Origin of the sequence: Devosia sp. (assembly GCF_014860165.1) — a bacterium.
Taxonomy (GTDB): domain Bacteria; phylum Pseudomonadota; class Alphaproteobacteria; order Rhizobiales; family Devosiaceae; genus Devosia.
Genome location: NZ_JACZKG010000086.1, coordinates 21,243 through 40,154, shown reverse-complemented (window position 1 = coordinate 40,154; position 18,912 = coordinate 21,243). Strand labels below are relative to the sequence as shown.

General features: G+C 63.8%; 16 protein-coding genes. 12 read left to right on the top strand and 4 right to left on the bottom strand.

Features of this window, described 5'->3' with window-relative positions; all coding sequences use genetic code 11:
• Positions 1-51: 51 nt before the first annotated feature.
• A complete protein-coding gene (locus IH615_RS21665; protein WP_291365314.1) occupies positions 52-897 on the bottom strand; it encodes a sugar phosphate isomerase/epimerase in 846 nt (281 codons plus the stop codon).
• A gap of 315 nt (positions 898-1,212) precedes the next feature.
• On the opposite strand from IH615_RS21665, the gene IH615_RS21660 reads away from it, so the two are divergent.
• From IH615_RS21660 to IH615_RS21620, 9 genes are all read left to right on the top strand, one after another.
• Positions 1,213-2,229 (top strand): substrate-binding domain-containing protein, encoded by a 1,017-nt coding sequence (locus IH615_RS21660; protein WP_291365312.1) that lies wholly within the window; start codon positions 1,213-1,215, stop codon positions 2,227-2,229.
• Between the two features lie 70 nt (positions 2,230-2,299).
• Positions 2,300-3,832, top strand: coding sequence for a sugar ABC transporter ATP-binding protein (locus IH615_RS21655; protein ID WP_291365310.1), 1,533 nt, complete (start codon positions 2,300-2,302; stop codon positions 3,830-3,832).
• 95 nt (positions 3,833-3,927) lie between these two features.
• Entirely contained in the window at positions 3,928-4,851 is a 924-nt protein-coding gene (locus IH615_RS21650) for an ABC transporter permease (RefSeq protein WP_291365497.1), read from the top strand.
• Between the two features lie 33 nt (positions 4,852-4,884).
• The gene (locus tag IH615_RS21645) at positions 4,885-5,865 is read left to right on the top strand and encodes a sugar-binding transcriptional regulator (protein ID WP_291365308.1); all 981 of its coding nucleotides are present in this window, start codon (positions 4,885-4,887) and stop codon (positions 5,863-5,865) included.
• On the top strand, positions 5,855-6,847 hold the full coding sequence (locus IH615_RS21640; protein WP_291365306.1) for an aldo/keto reductase: 993 nt from the start codon (positions 5,855-5,857) through the stop codon (positions 6,845-6,847). The genes IH615_RS21645 and IH615_RS21640 overlap by 11 nt, the downstream gene beginning before the upstream one ends.
• Complete coding sequence (locus IH615_RS21635; RefSeq protein ID WP_291365305.1) at positions 6,844-8,526, top strand: glycerol-3-phosphate dehydrogenase/oxidase; 1,683 nt, start codon at positions 6,844-6,846, stop codon at positions 8,524-8,526. The genes IH615_RS21640 and IH615_RS21635 overlap by 4 nt, the downstream gene beginning before the upstream one ends.
• Positions 8,523-9,359, top strand: coding sequence for an aldolase (locus IH615_RS21630; protein ID WP_291365303.1), 837 nt, complete (start codon positions 8,523-8,525; stop codon positions 9,357-9,359). The genes IH615_RS21635 and IH615_RS21630 overlap by 4 nt, the downstream gene beginning before the upstream one ends.
• A 4-nt stretch (positions 9,360-9,363) precedes the next feature.
• On the top strand, positions 9,364-10,860 hold the full coding sequence (locus IH615_RS21625; protein ID WP_291365301.1) for an FGGY-family carbohydrate kinase: 1,497 nt from the start codon (positions 9,364-9,366) through the stop codon (positions 10,858-10,860).
• Complete coding sequence (locus tag IH615_RS21620) at positions 10,857-12,461, top strand: GMC family oxidoreductase (RefSeq protein WP_291365299.1); 1,605 nt, start codon at positions 10,857-10,859, stop codon at positions 12,459-12,461. Before IH615_RS21625 ends, IH615_RS21620 begins: the two co-directional genes overlap by 4 nt.
• On the opposite strand, the gene IH615_RS21615 is transcribed toward IH615_RS21620, so the two are convergent.
• The 3 genes from IH615_RS21615 to IH615_RS21605 form a co-directional block, all read right to left on the bottom strand.
• Positions 12,458-13,546 carry a LacI family DNA-binding transcriptional regulator gene (locus IH615_RS21615; protein ID WP_291365297.1) on the bottom strand — a complete coding sequence of 363 codons (1,089 nt, stop codon included), beginning with the start codon at positions 13,544-13,546 and terminating at the stop codon, positions 12,458-12,460. The genes IH615_RS21620 and IH615_RS21615 overlap by 4 nt on opposite strands.
• A gap of 158 nt (positions 13,547-13,704) precedes the next feature.
• Complete coding sequence (locus IH615_RS21610; protein WP_291365295.1) at positions 13,705-14,694, bottom strand: substrate-binding domain-containing protein; 990 nt, start codon at positions 14,692-14,694, stop codon at positions 13,705-13,707.
• A gap of 46 nt (positions 14,695-14,740) precedes the next feature.
• Positions 14,741-15,721, bottom strand: a complete 981-nt coding sequence (locus IH615_RS21605; protein ID WP_291365293.1) for an NAD(P)-dependent oxidoreductase — start codon at positions 15,719-15,721, stop codon at positions 14,741-14,743.
• Between the two features lie 225 nt (positions 15,722-15,946).
• Here IH615_RS21605 and IH615_RS21600 point away from each other — a divergent pair, with 225 nt between their 5' ends.
• The 3 genes from IH615_RS21600 to IH615_RS21590 all read left to right on the top strand — a co-directional run bounded on the left by IH615_RS21600 (position 15,947) and on the right by IH615_RS21590 (position 18,894).
• Positions 15,947-16,744, top strand: a complete 798-nt coding sequence (locus IH615_RS21600; RefSeq protein WP_291365291.1) for an ATP-binding cassette domain-containing protein — start codon at positions 15,947-15,949, stop codon at positions 16,742-16,744.
• Positions 16,745-16,755: 11 nt separating this feature from the next.
• On the top strand, positions 16,756-17,772 hold the full coding sequence (locus IH615_RS21595) for an ABC transporter permease (protein ID WP_291365288.1): 1,017 nt from the start codon (positions 16,756-16,758) through the stop codon (positions 17,770-17,772).
• Between the two features lie 171 nt (positions 17,773-17,943).
• Positions 17,944-18,894, top strand: coding sequence for a sugar-binding protein (locus tag IH615_RS21590; protein ID WP_291365286.1), 951 nt, complete (start codon positions 17,944-17,946; stop codon positions 18,892-18,894).
• Positions 18,895-18,912: the final 18 nt, after the last annotated feature.

Here is an 18,912-nt window from a genome sequence, read left to right as displayed (position 1 = left end):
ACTCACTATACGCAAGTCGCGGCCATTGCCCATCCATGTTTGCGGTCGGTCCTAGCCCAGTAGCTGGCGCAGGAAACGTCCGCCCTCGCGCGCCAGTTCGTCCTGGGAGGGTGCCAGCGGCCGCCAGATCGCCGCGGCCTTGGCAATTTCCACAATGCCCGGCGTGAAGGACTCGATGACGACGGGCCCGGCATAGCCAATCTCCCGCAGGGCATCGCGGACGCCGATCCAGTCGACGTGCCCGGTTCCGGGGGTGCCGCGATCATTCTCGCAGGCATGAAGATGACCCAGCAGGCTGCCGGCCCGCCGGATTGCGTCAGGGATGCTCTTTTCCTCGATATTGGCGTGGAAGGTGTCGACTAGCATCCTGTAGGCCGGATGCCCGACCTCCTCGATCAGGGCGATCGCCTGGTCCACCAGGTTGATCATGTCGGTCTCGAAGCGGTTGAGGGGCTCGATGCAGACCGTCACCCCGGCATCGCTGGCGACCTTGCCCAGTTGGCGCAGGTTTTCCACGCACCAGGCCCGTTCGCGAGCCTTTTGCTCCGGGGAAACCATCCGCGTCTTGCCGACGGCCGAGTAAACGGGCCCCGCGAATAGAGAACTCCCCACCGCCTCGGTCAGTCGGATGCATTCGGCGATATAGTCCACCCCATTGCGCCTGATGGCCGGGTCATCGCTCGAAATATCGCGCGTCGTGCCGAAGGCGCCGCAGATGGTAATGGAGAGGCCTTCATCTTCGGCGGTCCTTTTCAGCAGCGGCACATCGATCAGCGACGCGTCTTCCACTGCGATCTCGATGATGTCGAAGCCCATGGACCGGATCTTGGCGGCGAGGCCGAAGTCCTTGGTGGTAAAAGGCGAAGTCCACACGAAGGTGTTCACACCGATCTTCATTGTCATCTCCCCGGACGCCTGCCCCTCCGGCAAACCGCGCCCATCCTCTCCCATCTGTGTGGTTCTCGCACGGCGCGCCGTAAATGAGTATTCGCGCTAAAAAGATGAGATTTCTGACGGCGCGGACAACGATCGGCCCACGAGCATTGCGTGGGATAAATTTCAGCACTACAAAAATCTTGCAGGACCGTTGACTCGGCCCTCGGCGCCTGCTTGTATCCAGGCGTTGCGAGAAAATTCGCAATGTGAAATTTCTTGCGTCTGGGACATGAACCGCAGGGTCGGCCTGGCGCAGAGGGAAAGAGGAGGACACCTATGAAGACGATCGGATTGACCGGCGCTGCAGCCACGGCGTTGATGGCCCTGGCTTTGGCCGGCAGCGGCGCAGCCGCGCAGGAGGGTTTCAAATGTGCGCCGGGAGAGACCTACATCATGAATGTCATGGTGTCGGCGCACCCCTATTGGGTGCCCGTCTATCAGGGCTTCAAGCAGGCGGCCGAGGCCATGGGCTGCGAGACCGTTTTCTCAGGCACGCCCGACTATGACATCACCAAGCAGATCGCCTCGTTCGAGCAGGATTTGGTGAAGAGCCCGGCCGGTGTCCTGCTGCATCCCATGCAGTCGGACCCCTTCATCGAGCCGATCAACCGCGCCATCGATAGCGGCGTCTCGGTCACCACCTTTGCGGCGGATTCGCCCAATTCCAAGCGCACGGCCTACATTACTTCGGACAACCTGGCCGAAGCCAAGTTCGCCGCCGAGGAAATCGTCGCCCAGGTCGGCGACGCGGCCGAATATGCCGTTCTCGAAAATCCAGGCCAGTCCAACCACGACCTGCGCGTCACCGCACTGATCGACTATATGGAAGCCAACTATCCCAACATGAAGCTGGTCGGCCGCCAGGCCACCAATCAGGACAGCAACGCGGCCTATCGCGCGACTGCTTCAATCCTGCAGGCCAATCCCGGCCTGAAGGCGCTGTGGATTCCCGAGGCCGGTTCGGCCGAAGGCGCCGTCACGGCGGTGCTCGAAGCCAATGCCGATGTGCTGATCATGCATGCCGACGTGACGCCGACGACGCTCGAACACATCAAGGCGGGCAATATCCACATGGCGCTCAACCCCAATCAGGGCGTCCAGGGCTTCATGGGCTTCATGGTCACCTTCATGGGTGCCCATCCTGAGCTGTTCGACCCGTTCAACGACTACAAGGTGTCGGGCTACAATCCGATGCAGGTGCCCTTCGTCGACAATGGCTTTGCGGTCATCACCAAGGAGAATGCCGACTCCTTCGACCTCAACGCCTACATGGTTGGTCGCGACCCCAGCTAAGTTCGACACGACGACCGCGTCGCCGCTGGGCGGCGCGGTCCCCTACTCCACCAGAACAAGGTCAGCGGACATGTCGGCGGACGCGGCGCAAGAACCGATCCTCAAGATCACCGGACTGGTCAAATCCTTTGGCCCCATCCGCGCCCTGCGCGGTGTCGATTTCGAACTGCGCCGCGGCGAGATCCATGCGCTGGCCGGTGAGAATGGTGCGGGCAAGTCGACGCTGATGAATGTCATCGACGGTATCCTGGCGCCCGATAGCGGCACGATTGAGCTCGATGGGCAGGTTGTCACCATCAAGTCCCCCGCCATGGCGCAAAAGCTTGGCATCGGCTTCGTACACCAGGAAATTGCCCTTTGCCCCGATGTGTCAGTGGCTGAGAACATCTTCATGGCCACCACCAATTCCAGTCGCGCACCGCTGATGAATTATGCCGCCCTGCAGGCCAGGGCCGCCGACATCCTGCGCCGCCTGGGCGATATCGATCCGGCCGCCATGGTTCGCACCTTGTCGATTTCCCAGCAGCAACTGGTCGAGATCGCCAAGGCGCTGACGCTCGATTGCCGGGTGCTGATCCTGGACGAACCCACCGCCGCGCTCACCGAGCGCGAGGCCAAGGTCCTGTTCGAGATCATGCACAAGCTTGCCGCGCAGGGCATTTCAATCATCTACATCACCCATCGCATGGCCGAGATCTTCGCCAATTGCGACCGGGTCACCGTGTTCCGCGACGGGCAGTACATCACCACCATGAACGTGGCCGAGACCTCGCCCGGCGCGGTGGTCAGCGCCATGGTCGGCCGCGTGATCGATGAACTCTATCCGGTCAAGCAGCGCCCGGAGGACCGATCCGACGAGATCATCCTCGATGTGCGCGCCCTCACCGAAGCCAGCCGCTTCCGCGACATTTCCTTTGCGCTGAGCAAGGGCGAAATCCTGGGACTGGCCGGCCTCATTGGCGCCGGCCGCAGTGAGATCGTCAAGGGTATTTGCCGCCTCGAGGGCGAGGTGACCGGTGAGGTAAGGCTGGCCGGACGCCTCCTGGCGCTGCGCCATCATGGCGACAGCATTGCCGAGGGGCTGGTCTATCTCTCAGAGGATCGCAAGGGCGATGGCCTGTTCCTCGACATGTCCATTGCCTCCAATGTGTCGGCCCTGCGGCTGCGACAGGTCGCCAGCGCCGCCGGCATCATTGATGATGGGCGCGAGGCCGCGCAGGCACAGCGGCTGGGGGCGCGGCTCAACCTCAAATATGGCCATGTGGGCCAGCCGGTATCCGCGCTCTCGGGCGGCAACCAGCAGAAGGTGGCCATCGCCAAGATGCTCTCGGTCGATCCCAAGGTGATCTTCCTCGATGAGCCGACGCGCGGCGTCGATGTGGGCGCCAAGGCCGAAATTCACCGCATTATTCGCGACCTGGCCAGCAGGGGCGTCGGCGTTGTCGTCATTTCCTCAGAGCTCCCGGAGCTCATCGGGGTCTGCGACAGGGTCCTGGTAATACGCGAGGGACGGATTGCCGGCGAAGTATCCGGCGAAGACATGACCGAGGACCGGATCATCTATCTGGCCTCCGTCGGCAACGATCAGCAGCAGGTGGCATGATGATGGAACGACCCGTGGCAGCGGCAGCGCTGTCGTCCCCGAGCGAGCATCGGGGGGCAACTGGCCCCCTTGGCGTCGCCGGCAAGGCCCTGCGCATGCGCGAGACCGGGCTGATCCTGATCATCCTGGCGCTGTTTATCGCCATGTCCTTCGCCTCGCCCTATTTCCTGACCTGGACCAATATGCGGGCCATGGCCATGGCCTTTGCCGTCGAAGGCATCGTGGTGGTCGGCATGACTATCCTGCTGATCTCGGGTGGTATCGACCTGTCCGTCGGCTCGGTCACGGCTTTGGCGATGGTGATCGCGGGCCTGCTGTTTCTCAATGGCATGGACCCCTGGCTGGCCTCGGCCATTGCCATTGCTGCCTGCACGGCCACGGGCGCCATCATGGGCTTTTTCGTCACCAGGGTGGGCCTGCACCATTTCATCGTCTCACTGGCCGTGATGGTGATCGCCCGCGGGCTGTGCCTTTTGGGAACCGGCGGCCGGCCGCTGGGCCTTTACGAACTGCCCGAGAGCTTCAAGTTCATCGGGCAGGGTTCGATCGGCCCTATCCCGGTCGTGCTGGTGGTGTTCGTGGTCGTGGTGGTGGCCTTCGACTTCATGCTGCGGCGCACCACCATGTTCCGCAAGGTGTTCTATACCGGCTCCAACCCCAAGGCCGCAGCCTATTCCGGCATCCAGACCAAGCAGGTCATCTTTGCCACCACCACGCTCTGTTCGGCGCTGTGCGGCATTGCCGGGATCATCTACATGGCCCGCTTCGGCTCGGCCCAGCCGACCTTCGGCATCGGCATGGAGCTCAATGTCATTGCCGCGGCGGTGATCGGCGGGGCCAGCCTGTCAGGCGGAACCGGCACCATCTTCGGCGCCATTTTGGGCACCATCCTGCTGTCGGTTGTGTCCAGCTCGCTCGCCCTGCTCGATGTGTCGGTCTACTGGCAGGACATTATCCGCGGCTCGATCCTGCTCAGTGCCGTCACCATCGACCACTACCTCAACAAGAGACGCGGCTAGATCAGGGCAACCGGCACAGCTGTGGGTATTATCATGACCGACAAAAAAGAAGACTTCGAAGCCATCCGCCAGATCTACACCGTGCTGGTGCTGCATTTCATGGATGGGCTGACCCAGCAGGCCATTGCCAGCCAGCTCAACCTCTCGACCTCCAAGGTCAACCGGCTGATCACCCAGGGGCGCAAGCTGGGCATGGTACGCATCGATATCGAAAGCCCGTTCCAGCGCCTGGTCGAACTGGAGCGGCGGCTGACCGAGATCGCCCGCCTGCTCAGCGCCGTGGTCACCCCTACGGTGCCCGGCAGTGCCGAATCCACCCTGCAGCAGGTCGGGCGCGCCGCAGCCAACCAGTTGCTCGAAACCCTGCGGGACGGCGACATCATCGCCATCACCGGCGGCAAGGCGGTCAGCGCCATCGTCGACAACCTGCAGCCGGAGCGCGCCTTCGACGTCACTGTCGTGCCGCTGACCGGCGGCGTGCAGGGCAAGTTCTATACCGACGTCAACCACCTCGCCACGCAACTGGCCGACCGGCTTGGTGGCAAGACCATGCTGGTCCATGCCCCGCTCTTCGCCGAGAGCCGCGAGCAGCGCGACATGCTGATGGACATGGCCTCGATCCGCGAAGTGTTCGACCTGGGCCGCCAGGCCTCTGTTGCACTGGTCGGCATCGGCTCCATCCGCACGCCCGGCTCGAGCTACTATGACCTCCATCCCATTTCCGCCGCCGACCGCGATGCGCTTTTTAAGGAGGGCGTCAGCGGGGAAATGATGGCCCATCTCATTCACGCCGATGGCAGCGTGGCCGATTTCGAACTCAATTCGCGGCTGGTGGCGCTCGATCCGGCCGAACTGCTGCGCTGCCCACAGGTCATCGGGGTCGCGGCCGGCACCGAGAAGGTGCTGCCGATCCAGGCGGCCCTCAATGGCCGCTTCCTCAAATCCCTTGTCGTCGACGAAGTGACCGCCGCAGCGGTGCTCAGTGCCATGGAAAGCAAACAGCATGTCGCCTGAAGTGCTGACGCGCGAAATCGGCCGCTCCGGCATCACGGCATCCGCCGTCGGGCTGGGTACCTGGGCCATTGGCGGCTGGATGTGGGGCGGCACCGACGAAGCCGCCTCCATCCGGGCCATCGAGGCCTCGATCGATGCCGGTATCTCCCTCATCGACACCGCCCCCGCCTATGGCCTTGGCCGCAGCGAGGAACTGGTGGGGCAGGCGATTTCAGGCAAGCGTGACAAGGTCGTCATCGCCACCAAATGCGGCCTCAATTGGCACAGCGGCAAGGGCAACAAATTCTTCGAGGAGGATGGCACCCCCGTCCATCGCTATCTCGGCGCCGACGGCATTGCCCACGAGGTCGAGCAGAGCCTCAAACGCCTCGGCACCGATCATATCGACCTCTACATCACCCATTGGCAGGACCCGACCACCCCCATCGCCGAAACCATGGAGGCGCTGCTCCGCCTCAAGCAACAGGGCAAGATCCGCGCCATCGGCGCCAGCAATGTCACCTCCGACGACCTCGCCGCCTACCTCGAGATCGGCCACCTCGACGCCATCCAGGAGCGCTATTCCATGCTCGACCGGGACATCGAGCAAACGCTGCTGCCGATGACCAAACCGGCTGGCGTTTCGACCCTGAGCTACTCGTCGCTGGCGCTCGGCCTGCTCACCGGCAAGGTTTCGACCACGCGCAAATTCGAGGGCGACGATCAGCGCGGCACCGATCCACGCTTTTCAGCAGAAAACCGCCAGCATGCTGCAAGCTTTGCCCAAGCAATCTTGCCGCTTGCCGACCAGCACAATGCCAGCGTCGCCCAGCTCGTCATCGCCTGGACGCTGGCCCAGCCGGGCATCACCTTCGCCCTCTGCGGCGCCCGCGATCCGGCGCAAGCGCTTGATAATGCTGGGGCCGCCCGCCTCCGCCTCGCCCCGGCCGACCTCGCCCAGATCGAAGCTGCCCGCGCCACCCACCTTGCCGCCATTCCATGAACCGCCAGACCATCATAGAACGGCTCAAGGCCCGGCCCGAGCCGGCCGTGCTGGTCCTGGGCGGCGGGATCAACGGCATCTCGGTGTTCCGCGAACTGGCGCTCAACGGCGTCGACGTCGTGCTGGCCGAGAAGGCCGACTACTGCTCGGGCGCCAGCGGCGCGCTGTCGCGCATGGTGCATGGCGGGCTGCGCTATCTCGAAAACGGCGAGTTCAAGCTGGTGCGCGAAAGCCTGCTCGAGCGGGACCTTTTGCTGGCTAACGCCCCCCATTATGTGCGGCCCTTGCCCACCACAGTGCCGATTTTCGGCGTGTTTTCCGGGCTGACCAGCGGCGCCCTCCGCTTCCTGGGCCTCTCCCGGCGGCAGGGACGACGTGGCGCCGTGCTGATCAAGCTGGGCCTGTCGCTCTACGATCTCTTCACCGCCGGCCGCCGGGCCCTGCCCGCCCACGCCTTTCACGGCCGTGCCAGAACGCGCAAGCTGTTTCCCGCCCTCAACCCCGGCGCTCGCGCCTCGGCGACCTATTACGACGCCTGGGTGAGCCGACCGGAACGGCTGGCGCTCGAAATGCTGGCCGAGGGTGTCGCCGCCGGCGGCGTTGCGCTCAACCACGTTCAAGTCAGCCAGGACGGTTCGGCGCTGACGCTGCGCGATTGCATCGACGGCGCCGCGATCACCCTTCGCCCCCGCCTCGTCATCAATGCCACCGGCGGCTGGATCGACCTTACCAATTCCGCCATCGGCGCCAAGGCTCCGACCTTGATGGGCGGCACCATGGGCTCGCACCTGATCGTCGATAATGCCGCGCTCTACCAGGCGCTGGATGGGCAGATGATCTATTACGAGAACGAGGACGGCCGCATCTGCATCGCCTTCCCCTATCTCGGCAAGGTGCTGGTCGGCTCCACCGATATGCGTATCGACGATCCGGACACAGCCATCGCCAGCCCGGCCGAGCAGGACTATATCCTCGCCTCGCTTTCACAGGTCTTCCCCAGCATCGTCATCGCGCCGGAGGACATCGTCTTCCGCTTTGCCGGTGTGCGGCCGCTGCCGGCCAGCGCGGCGGCGGTCACCGGGCGGATTCCGCGCGACCATTTCTGCGAGATGATCGAAGGCGAGCCGCCCGTGCTCTGCATGATCGGTGGCAAGTGGACGACCTTCCGCTCCTTTGGGGCGCTGGCGGCCGATACGGCCATGGATCAACTGGGCGTCTTTCGCCACGTCGACACCGCCTCGCTGGCCATTGGTGGCGGGCGCGACTTTCCCTACGATACGCAAAGCTGGATTGACGACCTTGCCGCCAGAACCGGCTTGCCCGTTCCGCGCATTGCCGCGCTACTCGATCGCTACGGGACCCGCGCAGCCGAACTGGCGCCTCAATTCGGCGCCGATGCCGACATTGCCGGTCACTCGGCGGCGGAACTCAGCCACCTCGTTACCCATGAACAGGTGGAAACGCTGGCGGACCTTCTGATCCGGCGCACCACCATAGCCATTACCGGCGACCTGTCGCTCTCGGTAATCGACCGCAGCCTGGAGCTGCTGTCGGCTGCCCGGGACTGGACAGCGGCGCGGGCAGCCAGCGAACGCCAGAGTTTCCTTGACCTGCTGGCAACCCGCCATGGGCTCAGCGCCAAAACCCTATCCCGCCGTGACCAGAGGACACCTGCATGAGCCATAAATTCCGCTTCAACCGCCTGTTCGGCCACGGCAAGTGTCTCGACGTCGCCATCGACCATGGCGTGTGCAACGAGCCGAGCTTTCTTGACGGGCTCGAGGACATGGCAGGTGTGGTCAGCACGCTGGTGGAAGCCCGGCCCGACGCCATCCAGATGAATTACGGCCAGGCCGACCTGCTGCAATCGGTCGAAGGCAAGGACAAGCCGGCGCTGGTCATGCGCATCGACATGGGCAATCCCTATAACCGCCAGCGCCATCGCGCCATGTGGGCCCTGCTGCAGAACGAAGCCGATCCGCTGATCGGCGCCCTGCAAATGGATGCCGCCTGCGTGGTGGTGAACCTGTTCATGCTGCCCGACGAGCCGGACCTGTTCCGGCAGTGCATCAGCAACATTGCCCGCGTGCGCGCCGACTGCGACCGCTATGGCATGCCGCTGATGATCGAGCCGCTGGTGATGCTGCCCAATTCCGACCGAGGCGGCTACATGGTGGATGGCGATGCCGAGAAGATCGTGACCCTCACCAGGCTGGCGCGCGAAATGGGCGCCGACATCGTCAAGGCCGATCCGACTACCAATCCCGAGGATTTCCACCGCGTCGTCGAGGCAGCGCGCTGCCCGGTGCTGGTGCGCGGCGGCGGTAAGGAAGATCTTCGCGCCGTGTTCGACAAGTCGGCGGCGCTGATGCGCCAGGGCGCCATGGGCATGGTCTATGGGCGCAATATCTACCAGCACGCCAATCCCGGTGCAGTGGTGCGTGGCCTGATGGCACTGATCCACGACGGCGCCAGCGGCGCCGATGCGTGGGCCATCTACGAGCGAGGATAGGACGATGCCCGATTATCTGCTGGGGCTGGATGCGGGCAATACCGTCATCAAGGCTGCCTTGTTCGACGCGGCCGATGGACGCGAGCTGGCCGTGGTGGCCCAGGATGGCCATGCCAACCTGCCGGCCCCCGGTCATGTCGAGCGCGATCTGGATGAGCTCTGGGCCAATGCCGTCACGGTGATCTCAGCCTGCATCGCCAAGGCCGGCATCGATCCGGCACATATCCGCGCCATCGGCTGCGCTGGCCATGGCAACGGGCTCTATGCCCTCGACCGATCGGGCAAGCCGCTGATCGGTATCCAGTCGCTCGATACGCGGGCCGTCGATCTAGTGGGGGAATGGGCCGCGCAGGAGCTCGGGGCTCGCGCCTATGCCATCTGCCGCCAGGGGCCGTGGTCGGCGCAGACGCCGACGCTGCTCGCCTGGGTGAAGCGGCATCGGCCAGAACTCTATGGCCAGATCGGCACGGTGCTGCTGTGCAAGGATATCGTCGTCGGACGGCTCACCGGCGCCCGGGTCAGCGAGACGACCGACATGTCCGGCTGCGGGCTGCTCTCCGTCCATGGTCGAGCCTACGATGCCGACCTCATGCAGCTTTACGGGCTGGGTGACGCCATGCCCATGTTGCCCGAATTGCTCGAAAGCGCCGACATTGCCGGGCACGTAACCCCAGAGGTCGCGGCACAGAGCGGCCTCGTGGCCGGAACGCCTGTTGTGGCGGGCCTGTTCGACGTGGTGGCCAGTGCGCTGGGTTCGGGCGTTGCCGAGACCGGGCAGGCCTCGATTATCGCCGGTAGCTGGAGCATCAATCAGGTGGTGCTTGACCAGCCCATCGACCAGCCGCCCGTTTTCATGCAATCGAGTTTTGACCGCACACGCTGGCTGGCGATTGAATCAAGCGCCACCTCGGCGGCCAATCTGGAATGGCTGGTGCACCAGTTCATGGGCGAGGTGCAAGGCGATCGGTTCGGGCTGGCCAGCGACCTGGTGGGCTCAGTCAATGCATCAGAGGATACCCCGATCTATCATCCCTTCCTCTATGGTGCGCAGCAGAATGGCCGGGCGCGAGCGGGCTTCTACGGCATTGGCGGCTGGCACAGCCGGGCTCATATGCTACGGGCGCTGTTCGAGGGCGTGGTGTTCGAGCACGCCCGCCATGTTGACGTGCTGCGGCGCGCCGGAGCGGTCATTTCATCGGCAACGCTGTCGGGCGGCGGGTCGCGCAGCTCCGTCTGGCCGCAGATCTTCGCCGATGTGCTGGACGTACCGGTCACGGTCTCGCGCAGCCGCGAAACCGGAGCGCTGGGTGCGGCTATCGCCGCGGGAACCGGCGTCGGCCTCTTCGCCGATTACGCCGCGGGCACCAAGGCAATGACAGCGCCGGCCCGGCACTACGCTCCGCAGGCAAACAACCGACCCCACTATGCGGCACGCCGGGACCTGTTCACGCAACTGACGGTGGCCATGACGCCCGTCTGGGCCAAAATGGGCCAGCCATGACCGCCGATCTGGGCCAGTATGACTTCATCATCGTCGGCGCCGGCTCGGCCGGCTGCGTGCTGGCCAATCGGCTGAGCGAAGACCCGCGACATTCGGTGCTGCTGCTGGAAGCTGGCGGCAGCGACCGCTATCACTGGGTCGATATCCCCATCGGCTATCTCTATTGCATGGGCAATCCGCGCACTGACTGGATGATGCGGACCGAGCCGGAGCCCGGCCTCAACGGGAGGGCCCTGCCCTATCCGCGGGGCAAGGTGCTTGGCGGGTGCTCCTCGATCAACGGCATGATCTATATGCGCGGCCAGGCGGCCGACTATGACGGCTGGCGCCAACAGGGCAACCTGGGCTGGGGCTGGGACGATGTGCTGCCCTGGTTCCTCAAGTCCGAGGATCACCACGCTGGCCCTTCTGAGGGACACCATGCCGGCGGCGAATGGCGGGTGGAAAAGCAGCGCCTTTCCTGGCCCATCCTCGACGCCTTCCAGGCGGCCGCCGAGGAAATGGGCATCCCGCGCGTTGCCGATTTCAATGGCGGCGACAATTTTGGCTCCGGCTACTTTGAGGTCAATCAGCGCGGCGGCGTGCGCTGGAACACGTCCAAGGCCTTCCTACGCCCCGCCATGCAGCGCCCTAACCTGCGCGTGCTGACCGGTGCGGAAGCTGAAAGCCTGCTGATGGACGGCAAGAAGGTAACCGGCGTCACATTCCAGCACGGTGGCAAGCGTGTCACCGCCCGCGCCGGGCGCGAAGTGATCCTGGCGGCCGGCGCCGTCAACTCCCCCAAGCTGCTCGAACTGTCGGGTATTGGCCGGCCCGATGTGCTGGGCGCTCTGGGCATTGCCGTCAACCACCAGCTCGATGGCGTGGGCGAAAATCTGCAGGATCACCTGCAGATCCGCACAGTGTTCAAGGTGCGCAATGCCCGCACTCTCAATACGCGCTACCATAACTTGGTGACCCGCGCCGGCATGGGGCTGGAATATGTGCTGCGGCGCAGCGGGCCACTGTCCATGGCGCCCAGCCAGCTCGGCATCTTTGCCAAATCCGACCCGCGCATGGCGACGCCCGACCTCGAATATCACGTCCAGCCGCTGTCGACGGACCGGCTCGGCGAGCCGTTGCACAAGTTTGATGCCGTGACCGTATCCGTCTGCAACCTGCGGCCGGAGAGCCGGGGCAGCATTCACATGTCGACGCCGGATGCCGGCGTGGCTCCCAGGATAAAGCCCAACTACCTCTCGACCGAAGCCGATCGCCACGTGGCGGCCAATTCGATCCGCCATGCGCGCCGCCTCATGGGAACCAGCGCTATCGCCCGCTATGAGCCGGAAGAAATGCTCCCCGGACCGCAATTTGCCAGCGATGCCGAACTGGCGGCCAAGGCCGGCGACATTGCGACCACCATTTTCCACCCGGTTGGCACCTGCAAGATGGGGTCGGACGCCATGGCGGTTGTAGATAGCCAGTTGCGTGTGCATGGCCTGGGTGGCCTCAGGGTGGTCGATGCCTCGATCATGCCAACCATCGTCTCGGGGAACACCAATTCCCCGGTCATCATGATCGCGGAACGGGCCGCCAACTTCATTGGCCAGGGTCGCTAGCGGCGCGGCGGGCCAACCGAGGCGCGCTCGACCAGCGGGCACTCTATCTTGGTGATCGGATAGCGCTTGGAGTCCGGGACATGGGCGGCGAGCTGCTCCACTGCCCACATGCCCATGGCCCGATGGGGCAGGATGGAGGTGGTCAGGGGCGGATGCATGTGGCGGGCGATTTCCTCGTCGTCATAGCCAACAACCGACATATCCTCGGGAATGGAGAGACCGGCCTCCTTGAGCGCCTCGTAGCAGCCGATGGCCGTGCGGTCGTTCTGGCAGAAGATAGCGGTTGGACGATCGGGCAGGGCCAGCAGTTGTACGGTCGCACGATAACCGGCGCCGGCTGACCAGTCGCCCTCCACCACCAGGTCGGGATCGAATGGAATGTCGGCCGTCGCCAAGGCGCGGCGGTAGCCCTTGAGCCGGTGCTCGGCCGCCTCCATCCAGGGTTCGCCGGTAATGGTGGCAATGCGCCGGTGCCCGTGGTCGATGAGGTGGCGCGTAGACATTTGCCCGCCGGCGATCTCGCTGGGCACCACGGCCGGAAAGGCATGATCGGCGGTGTAGCAGTTGAGCAGGATAACCGGGATATCCAGCTCCGACAGATAGGGGGGAGCGACAATCTCGCGTGTGAAAATGGCCATATAGATCAGGGCGGAAACCCCTGCCCCGGTCAGCGCCCTGAGTGTCCGCGGCTCCATCTCGTCATCGCACAGCGTCTGCGCCACGAGCACGATATTGCCGGCATTCCAGGAGGCCTGGCGTACGCCCTCGATCGCTACCACAGCCTCGGGACTGGTCGCCAGTTGGTCGACTGCGAAGCCGATGATGCCATCGATCGGCTGGACACTGGCGCTGGCACTATTGGTGCGTACCGGAAATGTCGGGGAAACGTAGCCCAGGGCACGGGCGGTCTCGATAACGCGGTCCCGGGTCTGCTGCGACAGCTTCATGCCCGGTGTGCGGTTGAGCACGAAAGATACGGTGGCCTGCGAGCAGCCGGCGGCCTTGGCGACATCGGTCATGGTGACGCGTCGACGCTGTTCCTTGACGCCATTGCCTGTCTGTTTCGCCGATGCCCTGTCAGCCATGTTTAGCGCGTCTTTCAATCAAGTCTTGTTCGCCGCGCGCCGATTGCGGCGGGCCACCAGCAGGTTCGCGCCAGGAACAGCATGTGGGCGCAAGGACTTGCACGCAATTGGGCGGGTGGTGGACGCGTCGAGACGCGTCCACCTGTCGCGGGAGGAGACTATGGGGCGCAGATGCCCGGGTCTTCCAGCGTGCACAGGTCGAGGCCGGTGAATTTGGGATCTTCGACCGTGCCGCCCCCGATGAGCTCGATCAGGATATCAGGCGCTTCGTTGCCCATCTGGTAAGGCCGCTGGCCGATCTGGAAATGGCTGCGTCCCTCGTTGAAGGCCTGAACCTGCGGCGGCAGCGTATCGCCGGCGATGATGATCAGTTCCTTACTGTCGAGGCGAGCCTTCACCTGGTCAGTGTTCTGCGCATAGGCTTGCGGACCAAACTGGGCCCAGCCGCCCACCAGGATAAAGGCAGTCAGATCCGGATTGGCGGTAAACACGTCGGCCATCTGCTGGTTGGCAGTGGGGATATCGTCATTGGTGAAGACCGGGCAGCCATCGATTTCCGTCCAGCCATTGGTATCGGCCAGGCGCTCGATGCCCTTGGTTCCGGCAATGGTGTCGCGGAAGCCCGCGGCACGTTCGTTGATGTTGGCGGCGGCGACGTTGCCGAGCTGCAGGCAGACGGTGCCGCCTTCGGGCTTGAGCTTCATCAGCTCATTGGCCATGCCGACACCCATGTCATAGTTGTTGGTGCCGAAATAGGTCTTGCGCAGATCGGCGTCGGCCGGCAGCAGATCGGCATCAACCGTGATGATCGGCATGGTCGGGGCTGCCGAGCGCAGCATGTTGGCCATGGCCGGGGCGTTTGACGGCGAGATGGCGATGCCGGCCACGCCGCGGCTGATCAGGTCCTGCACGATCTGGACTTCGCCGGCTTCGTCCGAGCTCAAGGCCGGGCCGGTATAGAGGCACTCATATTCGCTGTCGGGATTGGCCGCGTTCCAATCGGCGCAGCCCTGTCCCATGACCGTGAAGAACGGATTGTCCAACCCCTTCACCACGACCGCCAGGATCTTCTTGTCCTGGGCATAAGCGCTGCCGGATAGCGCTCCAACGATGGCAAGTCCGGCCAAGGCAAGCATAGTCTTCTTCATAGCGTCCTCCCTATGTGACTTTGTCCGTTATCGGACCCCGGTTGCTTCAGCCGACGTACCAGACCTTGCGCGGATCATCCGCGGCCCTTTGGTAGGCGAAGGCTGCATCAACAAGACTTATGGCGTCGTAGTTCGGCTCCCAGTTCAGCGCGTGACGCGCCTTGCTGTTGTCGAGCCAGTTGGAATGGAATGGCGTCTCGATGCGGGCGCTCTCGAGCCCGCGCGTCCGCGCCAGGTGGACGGCGACGGTGCCGTAGTCGAGCGGCCGGTTCATCGCGATGTTGAACAATTGCTGGTGGGCAGCGGGGTTATCCAGCGCCGACAGCATGGCCTCGACCAGATCGGTGACATGGATGAAACTGCGCCTGAGGGGCTGGCCGGCAGCGTCGATGAGCAGCGGCACCCTGCCCTCGCGGGCAAAACGGGCCTGCTCGTCGGCAGAAATCACGCTGCTCCAGGCCGGGCCGCCGAACTGGTCCGCGCCGAAGCTCAGGGCGTAGCGGAAGTCGTCCTTCTCCATGATCCAGGGCGCGCGCAGGCAGCAGCCATTGATGCCGTACTGGATGTAGTATTGCTCGAGCATGACCTCCTCGAGCACCTTGGACAGTGCATAGACGCCCGGATAGGGCCGGCGCGGGGACGACTCGGTGATCGGCGCATCGTAGGCGACCGATATGTGACCGACGGAGCAATCGCCGCCGATCAGCATGAACTGTTCGGCCGACTGGCTGCTGCGAAAGGCCTCCAGCAGCCAGAACATGCCCTTGACCGACACATCCATGGCCTGCTGCGGGTCCTCCTTGACCGTGGCCATGTGGATGACGTGGGTGACCCCGGCCATGGCCGCCTCGACCGTGGCGCGGTCAGCAATCGTGCCCTTGATGCTTTCGACCCGCGCATGCGGCGGCAGCGAGCGGTTGTGGCAGAGGGCGCGAATGCGCGCACCTGCCCAGCGCGGGTCGGCCAGAATGCGCCCGAGCAGAACCTGGCCGACCTTCCCGGTTGCCCCGGTAATTAACAAAAGCATGACGCCCTCCCGCGACTAATACTAATTAGCTCCACTCAACGCCGTCAATGTGAAAATATTAAAGACCGGATAGGCACAATATCATCATCGACCGCGCTCAATTCCGCACACGATAGAGGCACCAAGGCGCGGATGGGCATTGACGAGCGCCAGCCTCGCTGCCAAACTGCTATTACTAATATCAAGCAGGAAGCAGCCTGCGGCGACAGGTGGAGGCACGCCGCAATGGCGGTTCTGGAACTCGAAGGTATTTCCAAGCACTATGGTGCGATAACAGCACTGACTGACATCTCGCTGACGCTGCAAGCGGGCGAGGTTGTCGGGCTGGTTGGCGACAACGGCGCGGGCAAGACCACGCTGGTCAAGATCATTGCCGGCAACTTCCATCCCAGCGAAGGCCAGATCCGCCTCAATGGGCAGGCAGTGGAGCTGCACGGACCCAAGGACGCACGCTCCAAGGGTATCGAGATCGTCTATCAGGACCTGGCGCTTGCCGACAATCTGACGGCGGCAGCCAATATCTTTCTTGGCCGGGAACTGACCACGCTTGCCAAGACCACTGCCCAGGCGGAACTGCCGTGGTACAGGCGGCGTAAGTGGTGGCAGTTTCTCCTGCCGGAGCTGCTTGACTACCAGGCAATGTACCGGCGTTCGGCCGAATTGTTTGCCGAGCTCAAGTCGGAAACCCGCCCACGCGACCTGGTGCGGCGCATGTCCGGCGGCCAGCGTCAGGCGGTAGCCATCGCGCGCACACGCCTGTCCAATCCGCGCATCGTGCTGATGGATGAGCCAACCGCAGCCATCAGTGTGCGCCAGGTGGCGGAGGTGCTGAACCTGATACGACGCCTGCGTGAGCAGGGCATGGCGGTCGTGCTCATCAGCCACCGCATCCCGGACATCTTCGCGGTGTGCGACCGGCTGCTGGTGCTGCGGCGCGGCCAGATGGTGGCCGACAAGCGCGTGGCCGACAGTTCACCGCAAGAGGTGACTGGCCTGATCACCGGCGCCATCGAACGCGCGTAGAAGGACCTATCATGAGCGCCGACACCTCCTTGCAGAAAGCCATCGACCAGCAGACCCACACCACGTTTGGGTCCTGGCTGGTCAGCCGCCAGATCTTCTGGGTGCTGCTTGCCGCGATCCTTGCCGTCATAGCCATGTCCATGCTGACCAGCACGTTCGCCACGCCCAACAACTTGTTTAATGTCACCCGCAACTTCGCCTTCGTCGCCATCGTGGCCATCGGCATGACCGCCGTGATCATCACCGGCGGGATCGATCTCTCCGTCGGCTCGACGGTATTGATCTCGGCCATGACGACAACTGTCATCATGCATGCCGGCTTGCCGATCACACTGGCCTTTCCGGCCGCCATGGGAGCTTCCCTGCTGGTGGGCGCCATCAATGGCACGCTGATCGCCATAGCGGGCATGCCGAGCTTCGTGGTGACACTTGGCATGATGTCGATCGCGCGCAGCATCGGCATGGTGATGTCTAACAATGCGCTGATCTACGAGTTCGGCCCCGATCAGGCCATCCTGTTCGCCATCGGCGGCGGTTCAGTGAGCCTGTTCGGCCTGCCCATTCCCAACCCCGTGCTGGTCATGGTGGCGCTGGGCATGGTGACAGCCTTTGCGCTGCGCTGGACGCGCTGGGGGCGCTATCTCTATGCCATCGGCGGCAATGAGCGCGCGGCTATCCTGACCGGCGTACCAGTCAAGGCCGTCAAGGTCTCGGTCTATATGTTCGTCTCGTTCTGTGCCGGTATTACCGGCTTCCTCGAGGCGGGCTGGCTGGGATCGGTGACCACGGGCCTGGGCACCGGCATGGAACTGACCGTGATCGCGGCAACCGTCATCGGCGGCGCCAACCTCGCCGGTGGCAGCGGCACGGCCCTTGGCGCCATCGTGGGCGCCGCGCTCATCGAAATCATCCGCAACAGCCTGACGCTGCTGGGCATCAGCACCTTCTGGCAAGGCAGCTTCGTCGGAGGTTTCATCGTGCTGGCAGTCGCGTTCGACCGCCTGCGCAACAAGGACATCGGAGAATAGGAGGGCAGAGCCAGGCACGGGACCTGACCGGTACATTCATAACTTATCGAGCGTCGGTCAAAACCCAGGCCGCAGTCACCGGAGGAGGCGGACTGCAGCGACAAGGCTGGGTTGGGACACCACTAACCATGAGAATAGCCGTGCATGTCGCACGGCCAGGGAGGACGGATTATGAAGCATGCAATGACGTTCACTGCCCTTGTGGCAGCCAGCCTGATGCTGGGCATTTCGGCCCAGGCACAGGACAAGCAGCAGCTCGCCTTTGTGGTGAATGCTGCATCAGATTTCTGGAAGCTGGCCGAGGCCGGCGTCAACAAGGCGCAGGAAGAGCTGCCCAACTACGAAGTGCAGTTCCGCTATCCGGCTCAAGGGACGGCTGCCCTGCAGAACTCGCTGATGGATGACCTGGTCGCCGCCGGCACCGACGCCATCATGATCTCTTCGGCCGATCCGGCCAATTCGATCGACGCCTTCAACCGCATTGCCGCCCAGGTGCCGCTGTTCACTACCGATAGCGACGCGCCGCAGAGCGACCGCATTGCCTATCTGGGTTCGTCCAACACGCTGGCTGGCGTGCAGGCGGGTGAGGAGATGGTCAAGGCGCTGCCCGATGGCGGCAAGTGCATGGGCTTTGTCGGGTTCCTGGGCGCCGACAATGCCAAGGAGCGCATCGCCGGCTTCAAGCAGGCGATCGAGGGGCACAATATCGAGCTGGTCGATGTGCGCGGCGATGACGTGGACTTTGCCCGCGCCCGCACCAATGTCGATGACGTGCTGGTCGCCAATCCGGAAATCACCTGCATGGTCGGGTTCTACTCCTACAACCCGCCCAAGATCTACGAAGCCCTGCAGGCCGCCGGCAAGCTCGGCCAGATTACCGTGGTTGCCTTCGACGAAGACCCGGTCACCCTGGGTGCCGTCCGCGAAGGCAGCTTTGCCTCCACCGTTGTGCAGCAGCCCTACGAATGGGGCTACCAGGGCATGAAGCTGATGGCGGCGTATCTGGAAGGCGACAAGTCAGGCATTCCGGAAGACGGCCTGATCATCGTGCCAACCAAGGTCATCAATGCCGAGAATGTCGATGAATTCGAGGCTGACCTGAAGGCTAAGATCGGCGGCTGATCCCTTGCACCGATCTTC

Excerpts from the sequence above, each read along its gene's own strand:
- IH615_RS21590 (WP_291365286.1), top strand. The coding sequence starts at position 17,944 with ATGAAGCATGCAATGACGTTCACTGCCCTTGTGGCAGCCAGCCTGATG.
- IH615_RS21615 (WP_291365297.1), bottom strand. The coding sequence starts at position 13,546 with ATGGCTGACAGGGCATCGGCGAAACAGACAGGCAATGGCGTCAAGGAA.
- IH615_RS21640 (WP_291365306.1), top strand. The coding sequence starts at position 5,855 with ATGTCGCCTGAAGTGCTGACGCGCGAAATCGGCCGCTCCGGCATCACG.
- IH615_RS21620 (WP_291365299.1), top strand. The coding sequence starts at position 10,857 with ATGACCGCCGATCTGGGCCAGTATGACTTCATCATCGTCGGCGCCGGC.
- IH615_RS21650 (WP_291365497.1), top strand. The coding sequence starts at position 3,928 with ATGCGCGAGACCGGGCTGATCCTGATCATCCTGGCGCTGTTTATCGCC.
- IH615_RS21645 (WP_291365308.1), top strand. The coding sequence starts at position 4,885 with ATGACCGACAAAAAAGAAGACTTCGAAGCCATCCGCCAGATCTACACC.
- IH615_RS21610 (WP_291365295.1), bottom strand. The coding sequence starts at position 14,694 with ATGAAGAAGACTATGCTTGCCTTGGCCGGACTTGCCATCGTTGGAGCG.
- IH615_RS21660 (WP_291365312.1), top strand. The coding sequence starts at position 1,213 with ATGAAGACGATCGGATTGACCGGCGCTGCAGCCACGGCGTTGATGGCC.
- IH615_RS21630 (WP_291365303.1), top strand. The coding sequence starts at position 8,523 with ATGAGCCATAAATTCCGCTTCAACCGCCTGTTCGGCCACGGCAAGTGT.
- IH615_RS21665 (WP_291365314.1), bottom strand. The coding sequence starts at position 897 with ATGAAGATCGGTGTGAACACCTTCGTGTGGACTTCGCCTTTTACCACC.
- IH615_RS21600 (WP_291365291.1), top strand. The coding sequence starts at position 15,947 with ATGGCGGTTCTGGAACTCGAAGGTATTTCCAAGCACTATGGTGCGATA.
- IH615_RS21655 (WP_291365310.1), top strand. The coding sequence starts at position 2,300 with ATGTCGGCGGACGCGGCGCAAGAACCGATCCTCAAGATCACCGGACTG.
- IH615_RS21635 (WP_291365305.1), top strand. The coding sequence starts at position 6,844 with ATGAACCGCCAGACCATCATAGAACGGCTCAAGGCCCGGCCCGAGCCG.
- IH615_RS21625 (WP_291365301.1), top strand. The coding sequence starts at position 9,364 with ATGCCCGATTATCTGCTGGGGCTGGATGCGGGCAATACCGTCATCAAG.
- IH615_RS21595 (WP_291365288.1), top strand. The coding sequence starts at position 16,756 with ATGAGCGCCGACACCTCCTTGCAGAAAGCCATCGACCAGCAGACCCAC.
- IH615_RS21605 (WP_291365293.1), bottom strand. The coding sequence starts at position 15,721 with ATGCTTTTGTTAATTACCGGGGCAACCGGGAAGGTCGGCCAGGTTCTG.